The 14,461-nt window shown below is 67.3% G+C and carries 15 protein-coding genes and 1 tRNA gene; 8 read left to right on the top strand and 8 right to left on the bottom strand.

All coding sequences use genetic code 11. The features are described from left to right. Window positions 1-43: 43 nt before the first annotated feature. The 6 genes from DW2_RS04730 (at window position 44) to dtd (ending at window position 8,235) form a co-directional block, all read left to right on the top strand. On the top strand, window positions 44-1,060 hold the full coding sequence (locus DW2_RS04730) for an AAA family ATPase (protein ID WP_038144186.1): 1,017 nt from the start codon (window positions 44-46) through the stop codon (window positions 1,058-1,060). Beyond that, window positions 1,057-1,965, top strand: coding sequence for a DUF58 domain-containing protein (locus DW2_RS04725; RefSeq protein WP_420340829.1), 909 nt, complete (start codon window positions 1,057-1,059; stop codon window positions 1,963-1,965). Before DW2_RS04730 ends, DW2_RS04725 begins: the two co-directional genes overlap by 4 nt. Then, window positions 1,965-4,703: a DUF4159 domain-containing protein gene (locus DW2_RS04720; RefSeq protein WP_038144185.1), complete on the top strand. Its 2,739-nt coding sequence runs from the start codon at window positions 1,965-1,967 to the stop codon at window positions 4,701-4,703. Before DW2_RS04725 ends, DW2_RS04720 begins: the two co-directional genes overlap by 1 nt. Beyond that, window positions 4,700-6,814: a membrane protein gene (locus DW2_RS04715; protein WP_038144184.1), complete on the top strand. Its 2,115-nt coding sequence runs from the start codon at window positions 4,700-4,702 to the stop codon at window positions 6,812-6,814. The genes DW2_RS04720 and DW2_RS04715 overlap by 4 nt, the downstream gene beginning before the upstream one ends. 75 nt (window positions 6,815-6,889) lie before the next feature. Then, the gene (locus DW2_RS04710; protein WP_038144183.1) at window positions 6,890-7,813 is read left to right on the top strand and encodes a carbohydrate kinase family protein; all 924 of its coding nucleotides are present in this window, start codon (window positions 6,890-6,892) and stop codon (window positions 7,811-7,813) included. Next, window positions 7,810-8,235 carry a D-aminoacyl-tRNA deacylase gene (dtd, locus tag DW2_RS04705; RefSeq protein WP_038144182.1) on the top strand — a complete coding sequence of 142 codons (426 nt, stop codon included), beginning with the start codon at window positions 7,810-7,812 and terminating at the stop codon, window positions 8,233-8,235. Before DW2_RS04710 ends, dtd begins: the two co-directional genes overlap by 4 nt. Window positions 8,236-8,255: 20 nt before the next feature. Here dtd and DW2_RS04700 read toward each other — a convergent pair whose 3' ends face one another. Further along, window positions 8,256-8,717: a phage regulatory CII family protein gene (locus DW2_RS04700; protein ID WP_038144181.1), complete on the bottom strand. Its 462-nt coding sequence runs from the start codon at window positions 8,715-8,717 to the stop codon at window positions 8,256-8,258. Between the two features lie 224 nt (window positions 8,718-8,941). Between DW2_RS04700 and DW2_RS04695 the strand changes: the two genes are divergently transcribed. Beyond that, entirely contained in the window at window positions 8,942-9,541 is a 600-nt protein-coding gene (locus tag DW2_RS04695; protein WP_038144483.1) for a thymidine kinase, read from the top strand. On the opposite strand, the gene DW2_RS04690 is transcribed toward DW2_RS04695, so the two are convergent. The 7 genes from DW2_RS04690 to trxC form a co-directional block, all read right to left on the bottom strand. After that, entirely contained in the window at window positions 9,538-10,656 is a 1,119-nt protein-coding gene (locus DW2_RS04690) for a beta-ketoacyl-ACP synthase III (RefSeq protein ID WP_038144180.1), read from the bottom strand. The two genes, DW2_RS04695 and DW2_RS04690, sit on opposite strands and share 4 nt — an antisense overlap. Window positions 10,657-10,698: 42 nt before the next feature. Beyond that, window positions 10,699-11,649: a 2-hydroxyacid dehydrogenase gene (locus DW2_RS04685; RefSeq protein WP_038144179.1), complete on the bottom strand. Its 951-nt coding sequence runs from the start codon at window positions 11,647-11,649 to the stop codon at window positions 10,699-10,701. After that, window positions 11,649-11,984 carry a tRNA-binding protein gene (locus DW2_RS04680; RefSeq protein ID WP_038144178.1) on the bottom strand — a complete coding sequence of 112 codons (336 nt, stop codon included), beginning with the start codon at window positions 11,982-11,984 and terminating at the stop codon, window positions 11,649-11,651. Before DW2_RS04680 ends, DW2_RS04685 begins: the two co-directional genes overlap by 1 nt. Next, a complete protein-coding gene (gene proC, locus DW2_RS04675; protein ID WP_038144177.1) occupies window positions 11,981-12,793 on the bottom strand; it encodes a pyrroline-5-carboxylate reductase in 813 nt (270 codons plus the stop codon). The genes DW2_RS04680 and proC overlap by 4 nt, the downstream gene beginning before the upstream one ends. Window positions 12,794-12,820: 27 nt before the next feature. Beyond that, window positions 12,821-13,324, bottom strand: coding sequence for a type III secretion system chaperone family protein (locus DW2_RS04670; protein ID WP_038144175.1), 504 nt, complete (start codon window positions 13,322-13,324; stop codon window positions 12,821-12,823). A gap of 281 nt (window positions 13,325-13,605) precedes the next feature. After that, a tRNA-Ala gene (locus tag DW2_RS04665) sits at window positions 13,606-13,681 on the bottom strand. A gap of 72 nt (window positions 13,682-13,753) precedes the next feature. Beyond that, window positions 13,754-14,197 carry a thioredoxin TrxC gene (gene trxC, locus DW2_RS04660; protein ID WP_038144174.1) on the bottom strand — a complete coding sequence of 148 codons (444 nt, stop codon included), beginning with the start codon at window positions 14,195-14,197 and terminating at the stop codon, window positions 13,754-13,756. Window positions 14,198-14,266: 69 nt separating this feature from the next. Here trxC and DW2_RS04655 point away from each other — a divergent pair, with 69 nt between their 5' ends. Beyond that, window positions 14,267-14,446 (top strand): hypothetical protein, encoded by a 180-nt coding sequence (locus tag DW2_RS04655; RefSeq protein ID WP_038144172.1) that lies wholly within the window; start codon window positions 14,267-14,269, stop codon window positions 14,444-14,446. Window positions 14,447-14,461 lie beyond the last annotated feature (15 nt).

Here is a 14,461-nt window from a genome sequence, read left to right as displayed (position 1 = left end):
ATCTGCTTTGCTGGAGAGAATAGGGAACGACAGGGAGATTGTCATGGCCGAGCCCGAACAGCTGATGAACGATATCGAGCGCCTCGGCGCGAAGCTGGCGCAGGCGCGGGCCTCGATTGACCGCCGATTCATCGGGCAGGACCGGGTGGTGGAGCTGGTGCTCGCGGCGATGCTCTCGGGCGGTCACGCGCTGCTGGTGGGGCTTCCGGGGCTCGGCAAGACGCTTCTGGTCGAGACCCTGTCCACCGTGATGGGGCTGAACTCGAACCGGATCCAGTTCACGCCCGACCTGATGCCCGCCGACATTCTCGGCTCCGAAGTGCTGGAAACCGCGCCGGATGGCTCGCGCGCCTTCCGGTTCCTCGAAGGCCCGGTCTTCTGCCAGTTGCTGATGGCGGACGAGATCAACCGTGCCTCACCGCGCACCCAGTCGGCGCTCTTGCAGGCGATGCAGGAGCGCGCGGTGACGATCGCCGGGCAGCACCGCCCGCTCGGCCCTCCGTTCCACGTTCTCGCGACCCAGAACCCGATCGAGCAGGAGGGCACCTATCCCCTGCCCGAGGCGCAGCTCGACCGCTTCCTCGTGCAGATCGATGTCGATTACCCCGACCGCGAAACCGAGAAGAACATCCTGCTCGCGACGACCGGCGTGCTCAGCGAGGCCGCCCATGCGGTCTTCACCCCGCAGGAACTGATCGAGGCGCAGGGTGTCGTGCGGCAGATGCCGGTCGGCGAGAAGGTGGTCGATGCGATTCTCGATCTCGTGCGGGCCTGCCGTCCGCGCGAGGCGGAAGCCTCGTCGGCGGTGCGCGATGCGCTGGCCTGGGGGCCGGGACCGCGCGCGGCGCAGGCGCTGATGCTCACAGTGCGCGCACGGGCGCTGATCAACGGCCGTCTCGCGCCGACGATCGAGGATGTGCAGGCGATGGCACGCCCGGTTCTGATCCACCGCATGGCGCTGAGCTTCGCCGCGCGTGCCCGTGGCGAGACCCTGCCCGAGTTGATCGGTCATGTTCTCGCAGAGGTCACCGGTCCGGAAGCGGCCGGTGCCGCAGCTTGACCGCGCTGCCCGATAACCCGACGCGCGCGTTGGGGCTGCGGCGCGAGGCCGAGTTCGCCGCCTCGGCGCTGCCGCCCCTCCTCGTGGCCGCCGAACATCTGGCCGCGACGGTGCAGATGGGCGCGCATGGCCGCAGACGCGCGGGCACGGGGGAAGAATTCTGGCAATATCGCCCCGCCCATGCGGGCGACGAACTGCGCTTCGTCGATTGGCGCCGCTCGGCGCGCTCGGACAGCCAATATGTGCGCGAACGCGAGTGGCAGCTTGCCCAATCGGTGCATCTGTGGGTCGATGACGCGGCCTCGATGAGCTTCACCGGGGCCGAGAGCGGACGCGACGCACGGGCGACGAAATCCGAACGCGCCCGGCTTCTGGCGCTTGCGCTCGCGGTGCTGATGGTCCGGGGCGGCGAACGGGTCGGGTTGACGGGCATGATGGCCCCGCCCCGTCCCGGACGCGCGCAATTGATGACCCTGGCGGGGCTTCTGTCACGCGACGAGAGCGGGCAGGATTACGGTGTGCCGCAAACCGCGGGTATCTCGGCGCAGGCGCGCGCGGTCTTCCTGTCGGATTTCCTCGGCGATCTCGGCGCGCTGGAAATTGCGCTCGGCCAGCTCGCCGATCGCGGGGTGCAGGGCGTGATGATGCAGGTGCTCGACCCCGACGAAGAGGCCTTTCCCTATGACGGCCGGACGATCTTCCAGTCGATGGCGGGCGGGCTCGTGCATGAAACCCGCAAGGCGGGCGATCTGCGCGGCCGCTATCTGGAACGCCTGGCCGAGCGACGGGACCGGCTCGCCACGATGGCGCGCAATGCCGGCTGGCAATTCTCGACCCATCACACGGGCGACCCGGCGCAGGCCGCGCTTCTATGGCTTTATTCCGCGCTGGAGAGGGGGCGCTGATGTGGATGCTCGGCCCCGTCGGTTTCACCGCGCCCTGGCTCTTGCTGGGGCTCGGCGCGTTGCCGATCCTTTGGCTGATCCTGCGCGCGGTGCCGCCCGCCCCGATCCGCCGCCGCTTCCCCGGCGTCGCGCTGCTCCTAGGGCTCAAGGATGAAGAGGTCGAGGCCGCGCGCACACCGTGGTGGCTTCTCGCGCTGCGGCTGCTCGCGCTGGCGGCCGCGATCATCGGTTTCGCCGGACCGGTCCTGAACCCGCAGCGCGCGGAGCCGGGTTCCGGGCCGCTCCTGATCATCGCCGACGGGAGCTGGGCCTCGGCGCGCGACTGGCCGCGCCGGCTCGAGCGGATGACTTCGGCCCTGAAGGAGGCGCAGCAGGCGGGGCGCCCGGCCGCGGTGATCTCGCTCTCCGACCCGCCGCCCACCCAGGTCAGCTTCAGTGACCCTGCGGCGCTGATCCAGAGCCTGCCGGGCCTGAAGCCGCAGCCTTGGGCGCCGCAGGGCTTCGACAGCGCGAACCTGCCGTCGGGGAGTTTCGAGACGCTTTGGCTGTCGGACGGTCTGGCGCGGGACGGGCGCGCTGGGCTTCTCGCGGCGCTCGAAGGTCATGGCCCGGTGAAGGTCTGGCAGCCCCAGCTTCCGGTTCTGGCGCTCGGTGCGGCGCGGGTGGAGGACGGGGCGCTGATATTGCCCGCGCGCGCCTCCAGTGTGCTCTCCACCCCGCGCGAGGTCGCCGCGATCGGGCGCGATCCGGCCGGGGTGGAGCGCGAACTGGCCCGCCTGCCGCTCGATTTCGGCGGCAAGACCGAGGCTGAATTGCGTTTCGAGCTGCCGCCCGAGCTGCGCAACCGGATCACCCGCTTCGAGATCACCGGCATCCGCTCGGCCGGCGCGGTGAGCCTGACCGACGACGCGGTGAAGCGGCGCAAGGTCGCGATCCTGTCGGGCGCGCGCGACCGCGAAGGGCTCGAATTGCTCTCGCCCACGCATTACCTGCATCAGGCCCTCGCGCCGAGCGCCGACCTCATCGACGGCACGCTCGCCGACGTGCTGGGGGCCGATCCCGACGTGATCATCCTCGCCGACATGGCCGATCTGCCCGAACAGGCGAAGCTCAAGGACTGGGTCGAGAAGGGCGGGTTGCTGATCCGCTTCGCCGGGCCGCGCATGGCCAATGCCGATCTCGAAACCGACACGCTCTTGCCGGTGCGACTGCGCGCGGGCGGCCGCTCGATCGGGGGGACGATGAGCTGGGGCGATCCGCGCGCCATCGCGCCCTTTCCCGAGGGCTCGCCCTTCGCGGGGCTCGAGGTGCCCGGGGACGTGACGGTGAAGGCGCAGGTCATGGCCGAACCCGCCCCCGATCTTGCCGAACATACGATCGCGGCGCTGACCGATGGCACGCCGCTCGTGACCCGCGCGAAGATGGGGCAGGGCGCGGTCGTGCTGTTCCATGTCAGCGCGAATGCCGAATGGTCCTCGCTGCCGCTCTCGGTGCTGTTCCCGCAGATGCTCGAACGGCTCGCGGTCTCGGCGCGCCCGGCGGTTCCCGAAGTAGCCGATCTCGCCGGGCAGACCTGGGTGCCGCAGAAGCTGCTCGACGGCTTCGGGCGGTTGCAGGATGCCGGCGATGCTGCGGGCGTGCCCGGCGAAGAGCTGGCGAAGGGCCTGCCCGGCCCGAAGTTGCGCCCGGGGATCTACACCGCCGAGGAACGCTCGGTCGCTCTCAATGCGGTGCCGCGCGATGCGACTCTGGAGCCTGCGAGCTGGCCCGCCAATGTGCCCGTCGAAGGTGCCGCCGAACAGCGCGAGATGCCGTTCAAGGGGTGGCTTCTGGGGGCGGCGCTCGGGGCGCTTCTGCTCGACATCCTCGCCACGCTCGCGCTGTCGGGCAAGCTGTGGGGGCCGCGCGCGGTGAAGGTGGCGAGCCTTGCGGCCGCGCTCGCGCTTGCCGGTTTGGCGCCGCCGCAGGCGCGGGCGGAGATGAGCGAGGCCCGCGCGATCGAGGCCGCCTCGAATGTGGTGCTGGCCGCGATGCCCACCGGCGATGCCGAGGTGGACCGGATCTCGATCGCGGGGCTCAAGGGGCTCTCGGAGGTGCTCAACCGCCGTACCACGGTCGAACCCTCGACCCCGATGATGGTGGACCTGCAGAACGACGATCTGGCCGTCTATACCTTCATCTACTGGCCGATCACCGCCGATCAGCCCGCACCCTCGCCGACCGAATATGCCAAGCTCAATCGCTATCTGCGCGGGGGCGGCATGATCCTCTTCGACACGCGCGATGCCGATGTCTCGGGCTTCGGGACGGCCACGCCCGCGGGCAAACGCTTGCAGGCGCTCGCCGCCCCGCTCGACATCCCGCCGCTCGCGCCGATCCCCGCCGATCATGTGCTCACCCGCACCTTCTACCTGCTGCAGGATTTCCCCGGCCGCTATGACGGCACGATCTGGGTCGAGGCACCGCCGCCCGATGCGGTGCGTGCCGAGGGCATGCCGTTTCGCAACCTCAATGACGGGGTAACCCCGGTGGTGATCGGGGGCAATGACTGGGCCGAGGCCTGGGCGATCGACGATCGCGGGCTGCCGATGTTCCCGGTCGGGCGCGGCCGCACCGGCGAGCGTCAACGCGAGATCGCGAACCGGTTCGGGGTGAACCTGATCATGCATGTGCTCACCGGCAACTACAAATCCGACCAGGTCCATGTGCCCGCGCTGCTGGAAAGGCTGGGGCAATGAACGGGCTGTCGATCATCTTCGCGCCGCTGCTGCCTTGGCCGGTGATCTGGGGCGCGGCTGCCGTGGCGGGCGTCTTCCTCGTTCTCGCGCTCTGGCGCGGGCTGCGGGGCTGGGCGTTGCGCGCGCTCGCCGCGCTGGTTCTGCTTGCCGCGATCGTGCAGCCTTCGCTGCAACGCGAGGAAACGACGCCGCTGTCCGATATCGTGCTGCTGATCGACGACCGATCCGCCTCACAGCGGCTCTCGGACCGGGCGCAGCAGACCGATCAGGCGGTGGCTTCCCTTCAGGCCCAGCTCGACGCGATGCCCAATGTCGAGACGCGCCGGATCACGGTACCGGACGGGGCCGACAATGCGGGCACGGAGCTGGGCTCCGCACTCGCCGAGGCGCTTGCCTCCGAGCCGCGCGCGCGGGTGGCGGGGGCGCTGATGGTCACCGACGGTCAGGCGCATGATGCGCAACTCGCGCCGGATCTTCCCGCGCCGCTGCAACTGCTGCTGACCGGCAAGCGCACCGACTGGGACCGCCGCGTCCTGATCGAGACCGCGCCGACCTTCGGCATCATCGGCGAGGAAACCTCGATCAAGCTGAAGATCGAGGATATGGGCGCGGTGCCCTCTTCGACCAATGGCACCGCCGATCTGACGATCTCGATCGATGGCAAGAACCCGAAGAAATATACGGTGCGCACCAATCGCGATCTGGAACTGCCGCTGACGCTCGAACATGGCGGACAGAACGTGGTGCAGTTCACGCTTGCGCCTACCAAGGGCGAGCTGACCGACCGCAACAACACCGCCACCGTGCAGATCAACGGGGTACGCGACCGGTTGCGGGTGCTTCTCGTCTCGGGCGAACCCCATGCGGGCGAGCGTACCTGGCGCAATCTTCTCAAGTCGGATGCCGGCGTGGATCTGGTGCATTTCACCATCCTGCGCCCGCCGGAGAAGCAGGACGGCGTGCCGGTGTCGGAGCTCTCGCTGATCGCCTTCCCGACGCAGGAACTCTTCATCGACAAGATCGACGAGTTCGACCTGATCATCTTCGACCGCTACGGCGCGCGCGGTATCCTGCCCTCGGCCTATTTCGACAATATCAAGGATTACGTCGAGCGCGGGGGCGCGATCCTCGTCGCCGCCGGGCCGGAATTCGCGACCGTCGAGAGCCTCTTCCAGACCAGTCTCGGCACCATCATGCCCGCGCGCCCCACCGGCCGCGTGATGTCCGAAAGCTTCCTGCCGCGCCCGACCGAACTGGGTCTGCGCCATCCGGTCACCGCGGGCCTCAAGGGGGCGCCGAAACCCGAAGGGGAGGGCGAGGACAAGGGGCCGCATTGGGGCCACTGGCTGCGCCAGATCGAGCTTTCCGACCCGACCGGCGAGGTCGTTATGTCGGGGGCGGAGGGAAAGCCGCTCCTCGTGCTGTCGCGCGAGGGCAAGGGGCGCGTGGCCCTTCTCGCCTCGGATCAGGCCTGGCTCTGGGATCGGGGCTATGACGGGGGCGGGCCGCAGCTCGAATTGCTGCGCCGGATCGCCCATTGGGAGATGAAGGAACCCGAGCTGGAGGAAGAGGCGCTCTATGCCGAGATCGACCCGGGCGCGCTTTCGATGCGGATCGTGCGGCGGTCGATGAAGGACACGGTTCCCCCGGTCACGATCACGCTGCCGGATGGATCGACCGAAGAGGTCACGCTTTCGGAAACCGCACCGGGCCGTTTCACCACGCGTTGGACCGCGCCCGAGCCGGGGCTCTACCGCCTGCGCGACGGCGATCTCGAGCGGGTCGTCGCGATGGGCCCTGCCAGCCCGCGCGAATTCGAGCAGACCATCGCGAGCGGCGATCCGCTCGCCAAGGCCGTCGAGGCCTCGGGGGGTGGCGTGACCCGGCTCGAGGAGGGCATCCCGCGTATCCGCGAGGTGCGCGCCGGGCGTCCCTCGGCGGGGCGCGGCTGGATCGGGATCACCCCGCGCGGGGCGAGCGCGACGACGGATATCCGTGTCCAGCCCGTGCTGCCCGCCTGGGCCTGGCTCTTGCTCGCCGGGCTCCTCACCCTCGGCGCATGGCTCGTCGAAGGGCGCAACCGTCCGACCGGCGGCCCTACGAAAGCCTGATCCGAGGGGCAGGGGATTGCCCGTCGCACCCCGTGCGTGTAGCTGTGTTAGCGATATCAAGGCGAGGAGGCCCCGATGATCCTGAGCTGTGGCGAAGCGCTGATCGACATGCTGCCGCGGGAGACGGCGCAAGGAGAGGCGGGTTTCGCGCCCTATCCGGGCGGGGCGGTGTTCAACACCGCGATCGCCCTGGGGCGCCTTGGTGCGCGGTCGGGCTTCCTGTCGGGGCTCTCCGAGGATCTGTTCGGCCAGATGCTGATCCGCTCGCTGTCTGAAAGCGGCGTCGATGCCGGGCTTGCGGTGCGTTCCGACCGGCCTACCACGCTTGCTTTCGTGACGCTGACGGACGGCCATGCGAGCTATGCTTTCTACGACGAGAATACCGCCGGCCGGATGCTGCGGATCGAGGATATTCCCGAGATCCCGGCCGAGGTGAGCGCGATGTTCTTCGGGGGCATCTCGCTCCCCGTCGATCCCTGCGGGGCGGCCTATGAGGCGCTGATGCTGCGCGAGGCGCCGAGGCGGCTCACAATGATCGACCCGAATATCCGGCCCGGTTTCATCCGCGACGAGGCCGCCTATCGCGCGCGGCTCGACCGGATGATCGCCGTGGCCGATATCGTGAAGCTCTCCGACGAGGATCTGCGCTGGCTCGACGGATCGGGCACCATCGCCGATCTCGCGCGGGGTCTTCTCGAACGCGGTCCCAAGCTGGTCTTCGTCACCGAGGGCGCCACCGGCGCGCATGGCTTCGCGGCCGGGCAGGAGGTCTTCGTGCCCGCGCGCAAGGTCGAGGTGGTCGACACGGTGGGCGCCGGGGATACGTTCAATGCCGGCGTGCTCGCGGCGCTTGAGCGCGCCGGGGCGCTCGACAAGGCGGCGATCGCCGCCGCCGATGAGAGCCTGATGCGCGCCTGCCTCGAACTGGGCGTCGCGGCCGCGGCCGTCGTCGTGAGCCGCGCCGGGGCCAACCCGCCCTGGGCCGAGGAGCTCGCATGAGAGCACTGATCCAACGGGTTTCCAGTGCCTCGGTGACGGTTTCGGGGCAAAGAATTGCAGAAATCGAACAGGGGCTGCTGATCCTCGTCTGTGCGATGGCGGGCGATGACGAGGCTGCGGCGATGAAACTCGCCGAGCGCGTCTCCAAGCTGCGCATCTTCAAGGACGAGGCGGGGAAGATGAACCTGTCGGTCGGTGATGTGGGTGGGGCCTGCCTCGTCGTGAGCCAGTTCACCCTCGCCGCCGACACGTCGCGCGGCAACCGTCCGGGCTTTTCCGCCGCCGCGCCGCCCGAGGAGGGCAAGCATCTCTACGAGCAGTTCGCGAACCATCTGGGAAAACTCGGCCTGCCGGTCGGGACCGGTGAATTCGGCGCGGACATGAAGGTCGCGCTGCTCAATGACGGCCCCGTCACGATCTGAATGGACAGCGCCGACCGGCCCTAGAGGGTCGCGCCTTCCTCGAGCTTCAGCTTCACCTGGAGCAGGACCTCCTGCAGCGCCTGCGCTTCCTTCAGCATCCGCTTGGCCTCGTTGAGGCTGATCGTCCCGTCGGCGATCGAGAGGTGATATTCGGCCATCAGCATCGCGAAGCGCTGGCTCAGCGCAACGACGTCGGAATTTATATTGCCCTCCGAGGCATTCCGGTTGGCCTCGTTCCAGCTCACGGTGACACCGGCGAGATCGGCGAGCGCCACCGTCATGTGAGGGAAATCCGCTTCCGCCTCGAGCCGCGCCGCCACGTCGACCGGCATGTACCTCTCGGCATTGTCCGGGTCGTTCGAGTAGTACCGGCCGAGCGTCGCTTTCGACTTGCCGCAGATCTCCGCAGCCTTCTCGATCCCGATCTCCTTCACCAGAGCTTCGCTGTGTTTCTTGAGGTAGGAGCCGATGCGGTCGCTCATTCTGTGTCTCCGAGGGGGAAAGCTGTCACTGCTTTCCCATTAAAGCCGAAGTCGAAAATTTGTCACATGATTACTGTCGGACGGCGCGGAGAAAGCCGACGGCGAATTGCGAGTTCGCCCCGGGCATCAACCCCTTCAAACCCGGGGCGGCGGGCTCCGCCGGGCGGAAGAAATGCCGCCCGGTGGAGCCTTGCCCCGCCCTGATGCACGGGCTATTTCAGGCCATGGCCAAGCTCTATTTCCACTACTCGACCATGAATGCAGGCAAGAGCACGATCCTCTTGCAGGCCTCCCATAACTATATCGAGCGCGGGATGCAGACTCTGCTCGTCACGGCCCGCCTCGATGATCGCGCGGGGGCCGGCCGGATCGCGAGCCGGATCGGAATCGGGGCGGAGGCTGCCTCGTTCGATGTCGAGACCGATATGTTCGAAATGATCAAGTCGAAGCTCGATGCGGGCCCCTGTGCCTGCATTTTTGTCGATGAAGCGCAATTTCTTACTGAGGAGCAGGTCTGGCAACTGGCCCGCGCGGTCGACGATCTGCACGTGCCTGTGATGTGCTACGGGCTGCGGGTGGACTTCCAGGGCAAGCTTTTCCCCGGCTCCGCCGCGCTTCTCGCTCTGGCCGACGAGATGCGCGAGGTTCGCACGATCTGCCATTGCGGCAAGAAGGCGACGATGGTGGTGCGTATGGGACCGGACGGGCAGGCCCTTCGCGACGGCGATCAGGTCCAGATCGGCGGCAACGAGACCTATGTCAGCCTGTGCCGCCGGCATTGGCGCGCCGCGATGGGCGAGGACCTGGCCGAGACCGGCCGCTAGATCCGTTCGACCACGATCGACCCCACCGAGTAGCCCGCACCGAAGGAGCAGATCACACCCAGATCGCCGGGCGTGAAATCGTCGGAATACTTGGCAAATGCAATGATCGACCCGGCCGAAGAGGTGTTGGCGTAATCCTGCAGGATGTTGGGCTGTTCGCCCGGCTCCGGCTCGCGGCCCAGAACCTTGCGGCCCAGGAAATCGTTCATCGTCTTGTTCGCCTGATGGAGCCACAGACGGCGCAGGTCTTCGGGTTTCACGCCGGTTTCCGACAGGTGCCCGAGGATATGCCCGGCGACCAGCGGCATCACTTCCTTGAAGACCTTCCGGCCCTCCTGCATGAACTGCATGTCGCGCCGGTCGGCCACGCCGTCGGGCCGACTGCGGCGCAGGAAGCCGTTATTGTTGCGGATGTTGTTCGAGAATTCGGTGGCGCAGCGGGTCGAGCGGATCAGGAAACCGTGGGGCGCATCCTCGCGCCGTTCGATCAGGGTGGCGGTCGCGACATCGCCGAAGATGAAATGGCAGTCGCGGTCGCGCCATTCGAGATGCCCGGAGGTGATCTCCGGGTTCACCACCAGCGCGCGGCGCACCGAGCCAGTCCGGACCATGTCGGCCGCGGCCTGGATACCGAATGTGGCCGAGGAACATGCCACGTTCATGTCGAAGGCAAAGCCGCCCGCGCCGAGCAGTTTCTGGATCTCGATTGCGATGGCCGGGTAGGGGCGTTCCATGTTCGACGCCGCACAGATCACGAGGTCGACGTCCTCCCCGTTGCGGCCCGCCATCTCGAGCGCCTTGTGGCAGGCATCCAGCGCGATTTCGGCCATGATCGAGGGCTCGTCATCCGAGCGCTGGCGCAGTCGCGGATACATCCGTGCGGGATCGAGCACGCCTTCCTTGTCCATCACGTAGCGCTGTTCGATGCCGGAAGCCTTGAGGATGAACTCCTCGGAACTGTGCTCCTTCGGCGCGATCTCTCCCGATGCGATCGCCTCGGCGTTCTCGGCGTTGAACCGGTCGGCATAGGCGTTGAAGGCCGCGACCAGTTCCGCATTGGTGATGACGTTCTCGGGGGTGAAGACCCCGGTTCCGGTGATGACGGCTTGATGCATCGCTTCCTCCTTGACCGACAGTCCGGCCAAGGAGGGCAAAGGTCAAGCGCTCACCCGGTTGGGAGGCTCCTTGCCGTCGCGAAAGGCCACGAGATTGTCGACCGCCATATGGCCCATCGCGTCGCGCACCTCAAGCGCCGCGGTGCCCAGATGGGGCAGCAGCGTCACGTTCTCCATCTCGCGCAGAGCCTCGGGCACATAGGGCTCACGCTCATAGACATCGAGCCCCGCGCCTGCGATCCGGTTTTCCTGCAGCGCCGCGATCAGCGCGGCCTCGTCCACGATATCGCCGCGGGCGATGTTGATGAGGTGGGCGTGAGATTGCATTTTTGCGATCTCCTCCGCGCCGATCAGGTGATGCGTCGCAGGGCTTGCGGGCACGGCGACGACGACGAAATCGCAGGATTTCAACAATTCGTCCTGTTCCACCTGGCGGGCGGGCAGGCCCGGGTCGGGCAGGGGGGTGCGCTTGGTGAAGAGAACCTCCATGCCGAAGCCGTAATGGCAGCGCTTCGCGATCGCCGTGCCGATCCGTCCCATGCCGACGATGCCCACGCGCTTGCCCGAGACGTGATGGCCAAGGAATTGCGTCGGCGTCCAGCCGGTCCAGTCGCCCCGGCGTACGAAGCGTTCCCCCGCGCTGGCACGCCGCGCACTCATCAGGATCAGCATCACCGCGATATCGGCGGTCGCATCGGTCACGGCGCCGGGCGTATTGGTCACGGTGAGGCCCTTCGCCTGCGCCGCAGCGACGTCGATATGATTGTAACCGACGCCGAAATTCGCGACGATCTTCGCGCGCGGCATGTCGGCAAAGGCGGTCGCGCTGAGCTTGTCGCCCAACGTCACGAGAAGCGCATCGTAATCGGCAAGCGCCTGATGCGCTTCCTCTTCGCTCATCGGGGCCGCGCCGTTGCGGAAGGTTGCGTCGAATTCGCGGGCCACTCGGGCCTCGACCGCGTCGGTCAGTTTTCGGGTCACCAGCAATTTCATCAGAACATCCTTCCACCGATCGGCACGTCCTGATCGGGACGCAGCAGAACCACCTCGCCATCGGCATCCGGGATGCCGAGCACCAGAGCCTCGGACATGAAGGGGCCGATCTGGCGCGGCGGGAAATTGACGACGCCCAGAACCTGACGGCCCACGAGGTCGTCGGGGCTGTAATGGGTGGTGATCTGGGCCGAACTTTTCTTCACCCCGATCTCGTCGCCGTAATCCACCCAGAGCTTGATCGCGGGTTTGCGCGCCTCGGGGAAGGGCTCTGCCTTCACGATACGGCCGACCCGGATATCGACCTTCAGGAAATCGTCGAAGCTGATTGTCATTTCCCCAGCTCCCGGTTGCGCGCGATATTGGCCGCGACGGCGCGGCGCATCAGCGGCGGCATCCCGGTTTGCGGGTCCATCAGCACCTCGAGCGCGGCCGCGGTCGTGCCGCCCGGGGAGGTGACGTTCTCGCGCAGCTTCGAGGGCGTCTCGTCGCTTTGCTCGGCCAGCGCGCCCGCGCCCGCCACCGTGGCCTTCGCGAGTTGCAGCGCCAGTTCGGGCGCGAGCCCTTCGGCCTCGCCCGCCGCGGCCATCACCTCAATCAGGTGGAAGACGTAGGCGGGCCCCGAGCCCGAGACCCCGATCACCGCATCCATCTGCCCTTCGTTTTCAAGCCGCACGACCTGGCCCACCGCCGACATCAGCGCCTCGGCCGTATCGAGATCGCCCGTCATCGCCTTCGGGTTGCCGACGATCGCGGTCACGCCGCGCCCGATCGCGGCCGGGGTGTTGGGCATGGCGCGCACGAGGCGGGTCTCGCCCCCGAGCATCCGCTCATATCCTTCCATGGTGATCCCGGCGGCCACCGTCACGAAGAGCGTATCGCCTCCCGCCATCGCCTGAAGTTGCGGCAGCGCATCGGCCATCATCTGCGGCTTCACCGCGAGCAGGACGACCGCAGGCTCGGCCGGCAATTCGGTGTTGAGATGAACGCCGGTGCCCGTGAGCCAGCCGGAGGGATTCGGGTCGATGACCCAGACGGCGTTCGCGGGCAGACCGCCCTTCAGAAGGCCCTCGAGGATCGCGCCGCCCATGCGACCGCATCCCAGAATGACCAGACCACGTTCGGAAATCGTCTCGAAACTCATGCTTCCCCCTTTGGTTCGGGGGGCAGATTAGGCGCGGCCATAAGCCTCCGCAATGGCCACCTGCATCGCATCTTCGGGATCGCGTTCGCCCCAGGTCGCGAGCTGGAAGGCCGGGTAGAACCGCTCGGAGGCGACGACCGCGGCGCCGATCAGCCGGTCGATCTGCTCGGGCCCCGGCATCTGCCCGCCCGAGAGCACCAGACCGTGCCGCCACACCATCAGCCTCTGTTCGGGCCAGAAGGTGAAGGCGCCGGTCCAGACGCGATCGTTGATCCGGTTCAGGAGCTCGTAGAGAGCACCCTCGCGGCGCGGGGGCGGATCCATCTCGAAGGTGCAGATCAACCGCAGGGTCTCGTCCATCTGCGACCAGGCCAGCGTGATCGAGTAGGTTCGCCACTGACCCTCGACCGCCATCGCGATCTGGTCGTCGGTGACCCGGTCGAATTCCCATTCATGGGCCTCGGCCAGCGTCTCGACGATGTCGATCGGATGGACGTCCTCGGCGTACAGATAGTCTTCGCTCAGCGCCATGCTCGTATCCCCCTGCCTGTTTGCAGCCCTGGAGTGCAGCTCCCCTAGGGTTCGGCGGCTTAACAAGGATCGGCGTCAGTCATGCCGTTCCCTACTAGATATCGTGTAGGCGCTATGGGATTCTGTAAAGCAATTTCTGGTGGATAAGGTACCCCTCACCCCCGAAATCTGGGGATAGTCTGTCCACAGGCTGTCTCGCGGGGGACCGTTTCTGTGGGTAAGTCACTGTCAGGGCAGGGAAATGAAAAAGCGCCCTGAGCGGGCGCCTTCAAGGGACGGTTTGGTGGAGCTGAGGGGGATCGAACCCCTGACCTCGTCATTGCGAACGACGCGCTCTCCCATCTGAGCTACAGCCCCTCACCGTGGCCGGGTATTTCGCGCAAGGGACGGGCTTTGTCAAGCGGCCCGCCCCTCGCGGCACGAAAATTTTTACGCAGCCACGGGGAGATGCGTTTTCACGAAGGACACCAGTTCGGCGGCAGGGCGGGCGCCCGCGGCACGCGCGACCTCGCGGCCCTTGCGGAACAGGATGAAGGCGGGGATCCCCTGGATCCTGTAGCGCTGCGTCGCGGTCGGGTTCACCTGCGTGTTGATCTTGGCGAGCCGCACATGCGGGCTCAGCTGGCCCGCGGCCTGCTGGAATTGCGGCGCCATCGCGCGACAGGGGCCGCACCAGGGCGCCCAGAAATCCACCAGCAGCGGCAGGTCGTCCTTCTCGGCCTTGGCGAGGGTGGCGAAATCGACCTCGGCCACTTTGCCCGAGACGAGCTTGCCGCCGCAGGTTCCGCATTTGGGCCCCGCGCTGAGCTTGTCGGCAGGCACCCGGTTCGCCTGCCCGCAGTCGAGGCAGGTCACACGATAGGATTGGGCCATGTCACCCCTCCGTTGCATTCACGTTGCAAAAGATATCGGGAACCGTCCGCAAGAATGCAAGGAGACGACATGATCCGCTGGAAAGACCTGAGTGCGGAACGCCAGATGGACCTGCGCGCCGCCTATGAGATCGAGATGGCCAAGCAGAGCAAGACCTGCTCGCTCGACGAGAAGGTGGCCCGCTTCGCCGAGTGGCTCGCGCCGCAAGGGATCGCCTTCGACTTCGAGGATCTGGCCGCGCGTTGCTGAGCGCGCGCTGGCGCC

Origin of the sequence: Thioclava atlantica (genome assembly GCF_000737065.1) — a bacterium.
Lineage (GTDB): Bacteria > Pseudomonadota > Alphaproteobacteria > Rhodobacterales > Rhodobacteraceae > Thioclava > Thioclava atlantica.
The sequence above is the reverse complement of the archived record's forward strand: the minus strand, read 5'-3'. Positions and strand labels throughout refer to the sequence as shown.

Bases quoted from the DNA above. Each gene is read 5' to 3' on its own strand.
- DW2_RS04730 (WP_038144186.1), top strand. From the start codon at position 44: ATGGCCGAGCCCGAACAGCTGATGAACGATATCGAGCGCCTCGGCGCG.
- DW2_RS04720 (WP_038144185.1), top strand. From the start codon at position 1,965: ATGTGGATGCTCGGCCCCGTCGGTTTCACCGCGCCCTGGCTCTTGCTG.
- DW2_RS04715 (WP_038144184.1), top strand. From the start codon at position 4,700: ATGAACGGGCTGTCGATCATCTTCGCGCCGCTGCTGCCTTGGCCGGTG.
- DW2_RS04710 (WP_038144183.1), top strand. From the start codon at position 6,890: ATGATCCTGAGCTGTGGCGAAGCGCTGATCGACATGCTGCCGCGGGAG.
- dtd (WP_038144182.1), top strand. From the start codon at position 7,810: ATGAGAGCACTGATCCAACGGGTTTCCAGTGCCTCGGTGACGGTTTCG.
- DW2_RS04700 (WP_038144181.1), bottom strand. From the start codon at position 8,717: ATGAGCGACCGCATCGGCTCCTACCTCAAGAAACACAGCGAAGCTCTG.
- DW2_RS04695 (WP_038144483.1), top strand. From the start codon at position 8,942: ATGGCCAAGCTCTATTTCCACTACTCGACCATGAATGCAGGCAAGAGC.
- DW2_RS04690 (WP_038144180.1), bottom strand. From the start codon at position 10,656: ATGCATCAAGCCGTCATCACCGGAACCGGGGTCTTCACCCCCGAGAAC.
- DW2_RS04685 (WP_038144179.1), bottom strand. From the start codon at position 11,649: ATGAAATTGCTGGTGACCCGAAAACTGACCGACGCGGTCGAGGCCCGA.
- DW2_RS04680 (WP_038144178.1), bottom strand. From the start codon at position 11,984: ATGACAATCAGCTTCGACGATTTCCTGAAGGTCGATATCCGGGTCGGC.
- proC (WP_038144177.1), bottom strand. From the start codon at position 12,793: ATGAGTTTCGAGACGATTTCCGAACGTGGTCTGGTCATTCTGGGATGC.
- DW2_RS04670 (WP_038144175.1), bottom strand. From the start codon at position 13,324: ATGGCGCTGAGCGAAGACTATCTGTACGCCGAGGACGTCCATCCGATC.
- trxC (WP_038144174.1), bottom strand. From the start codon at position 14,197: ATGGCCCAATCCTATCGTGTGACCTGCCTCGACTGCGGGCAGGCGAAC.
- DW2_RS04655 (WP_038144172.1), top strand. From the start codon at position 14,267: ATGATCCGCTGGAAAGACCTGAGTGCGGAACGCCAGATGGACCTGCGC.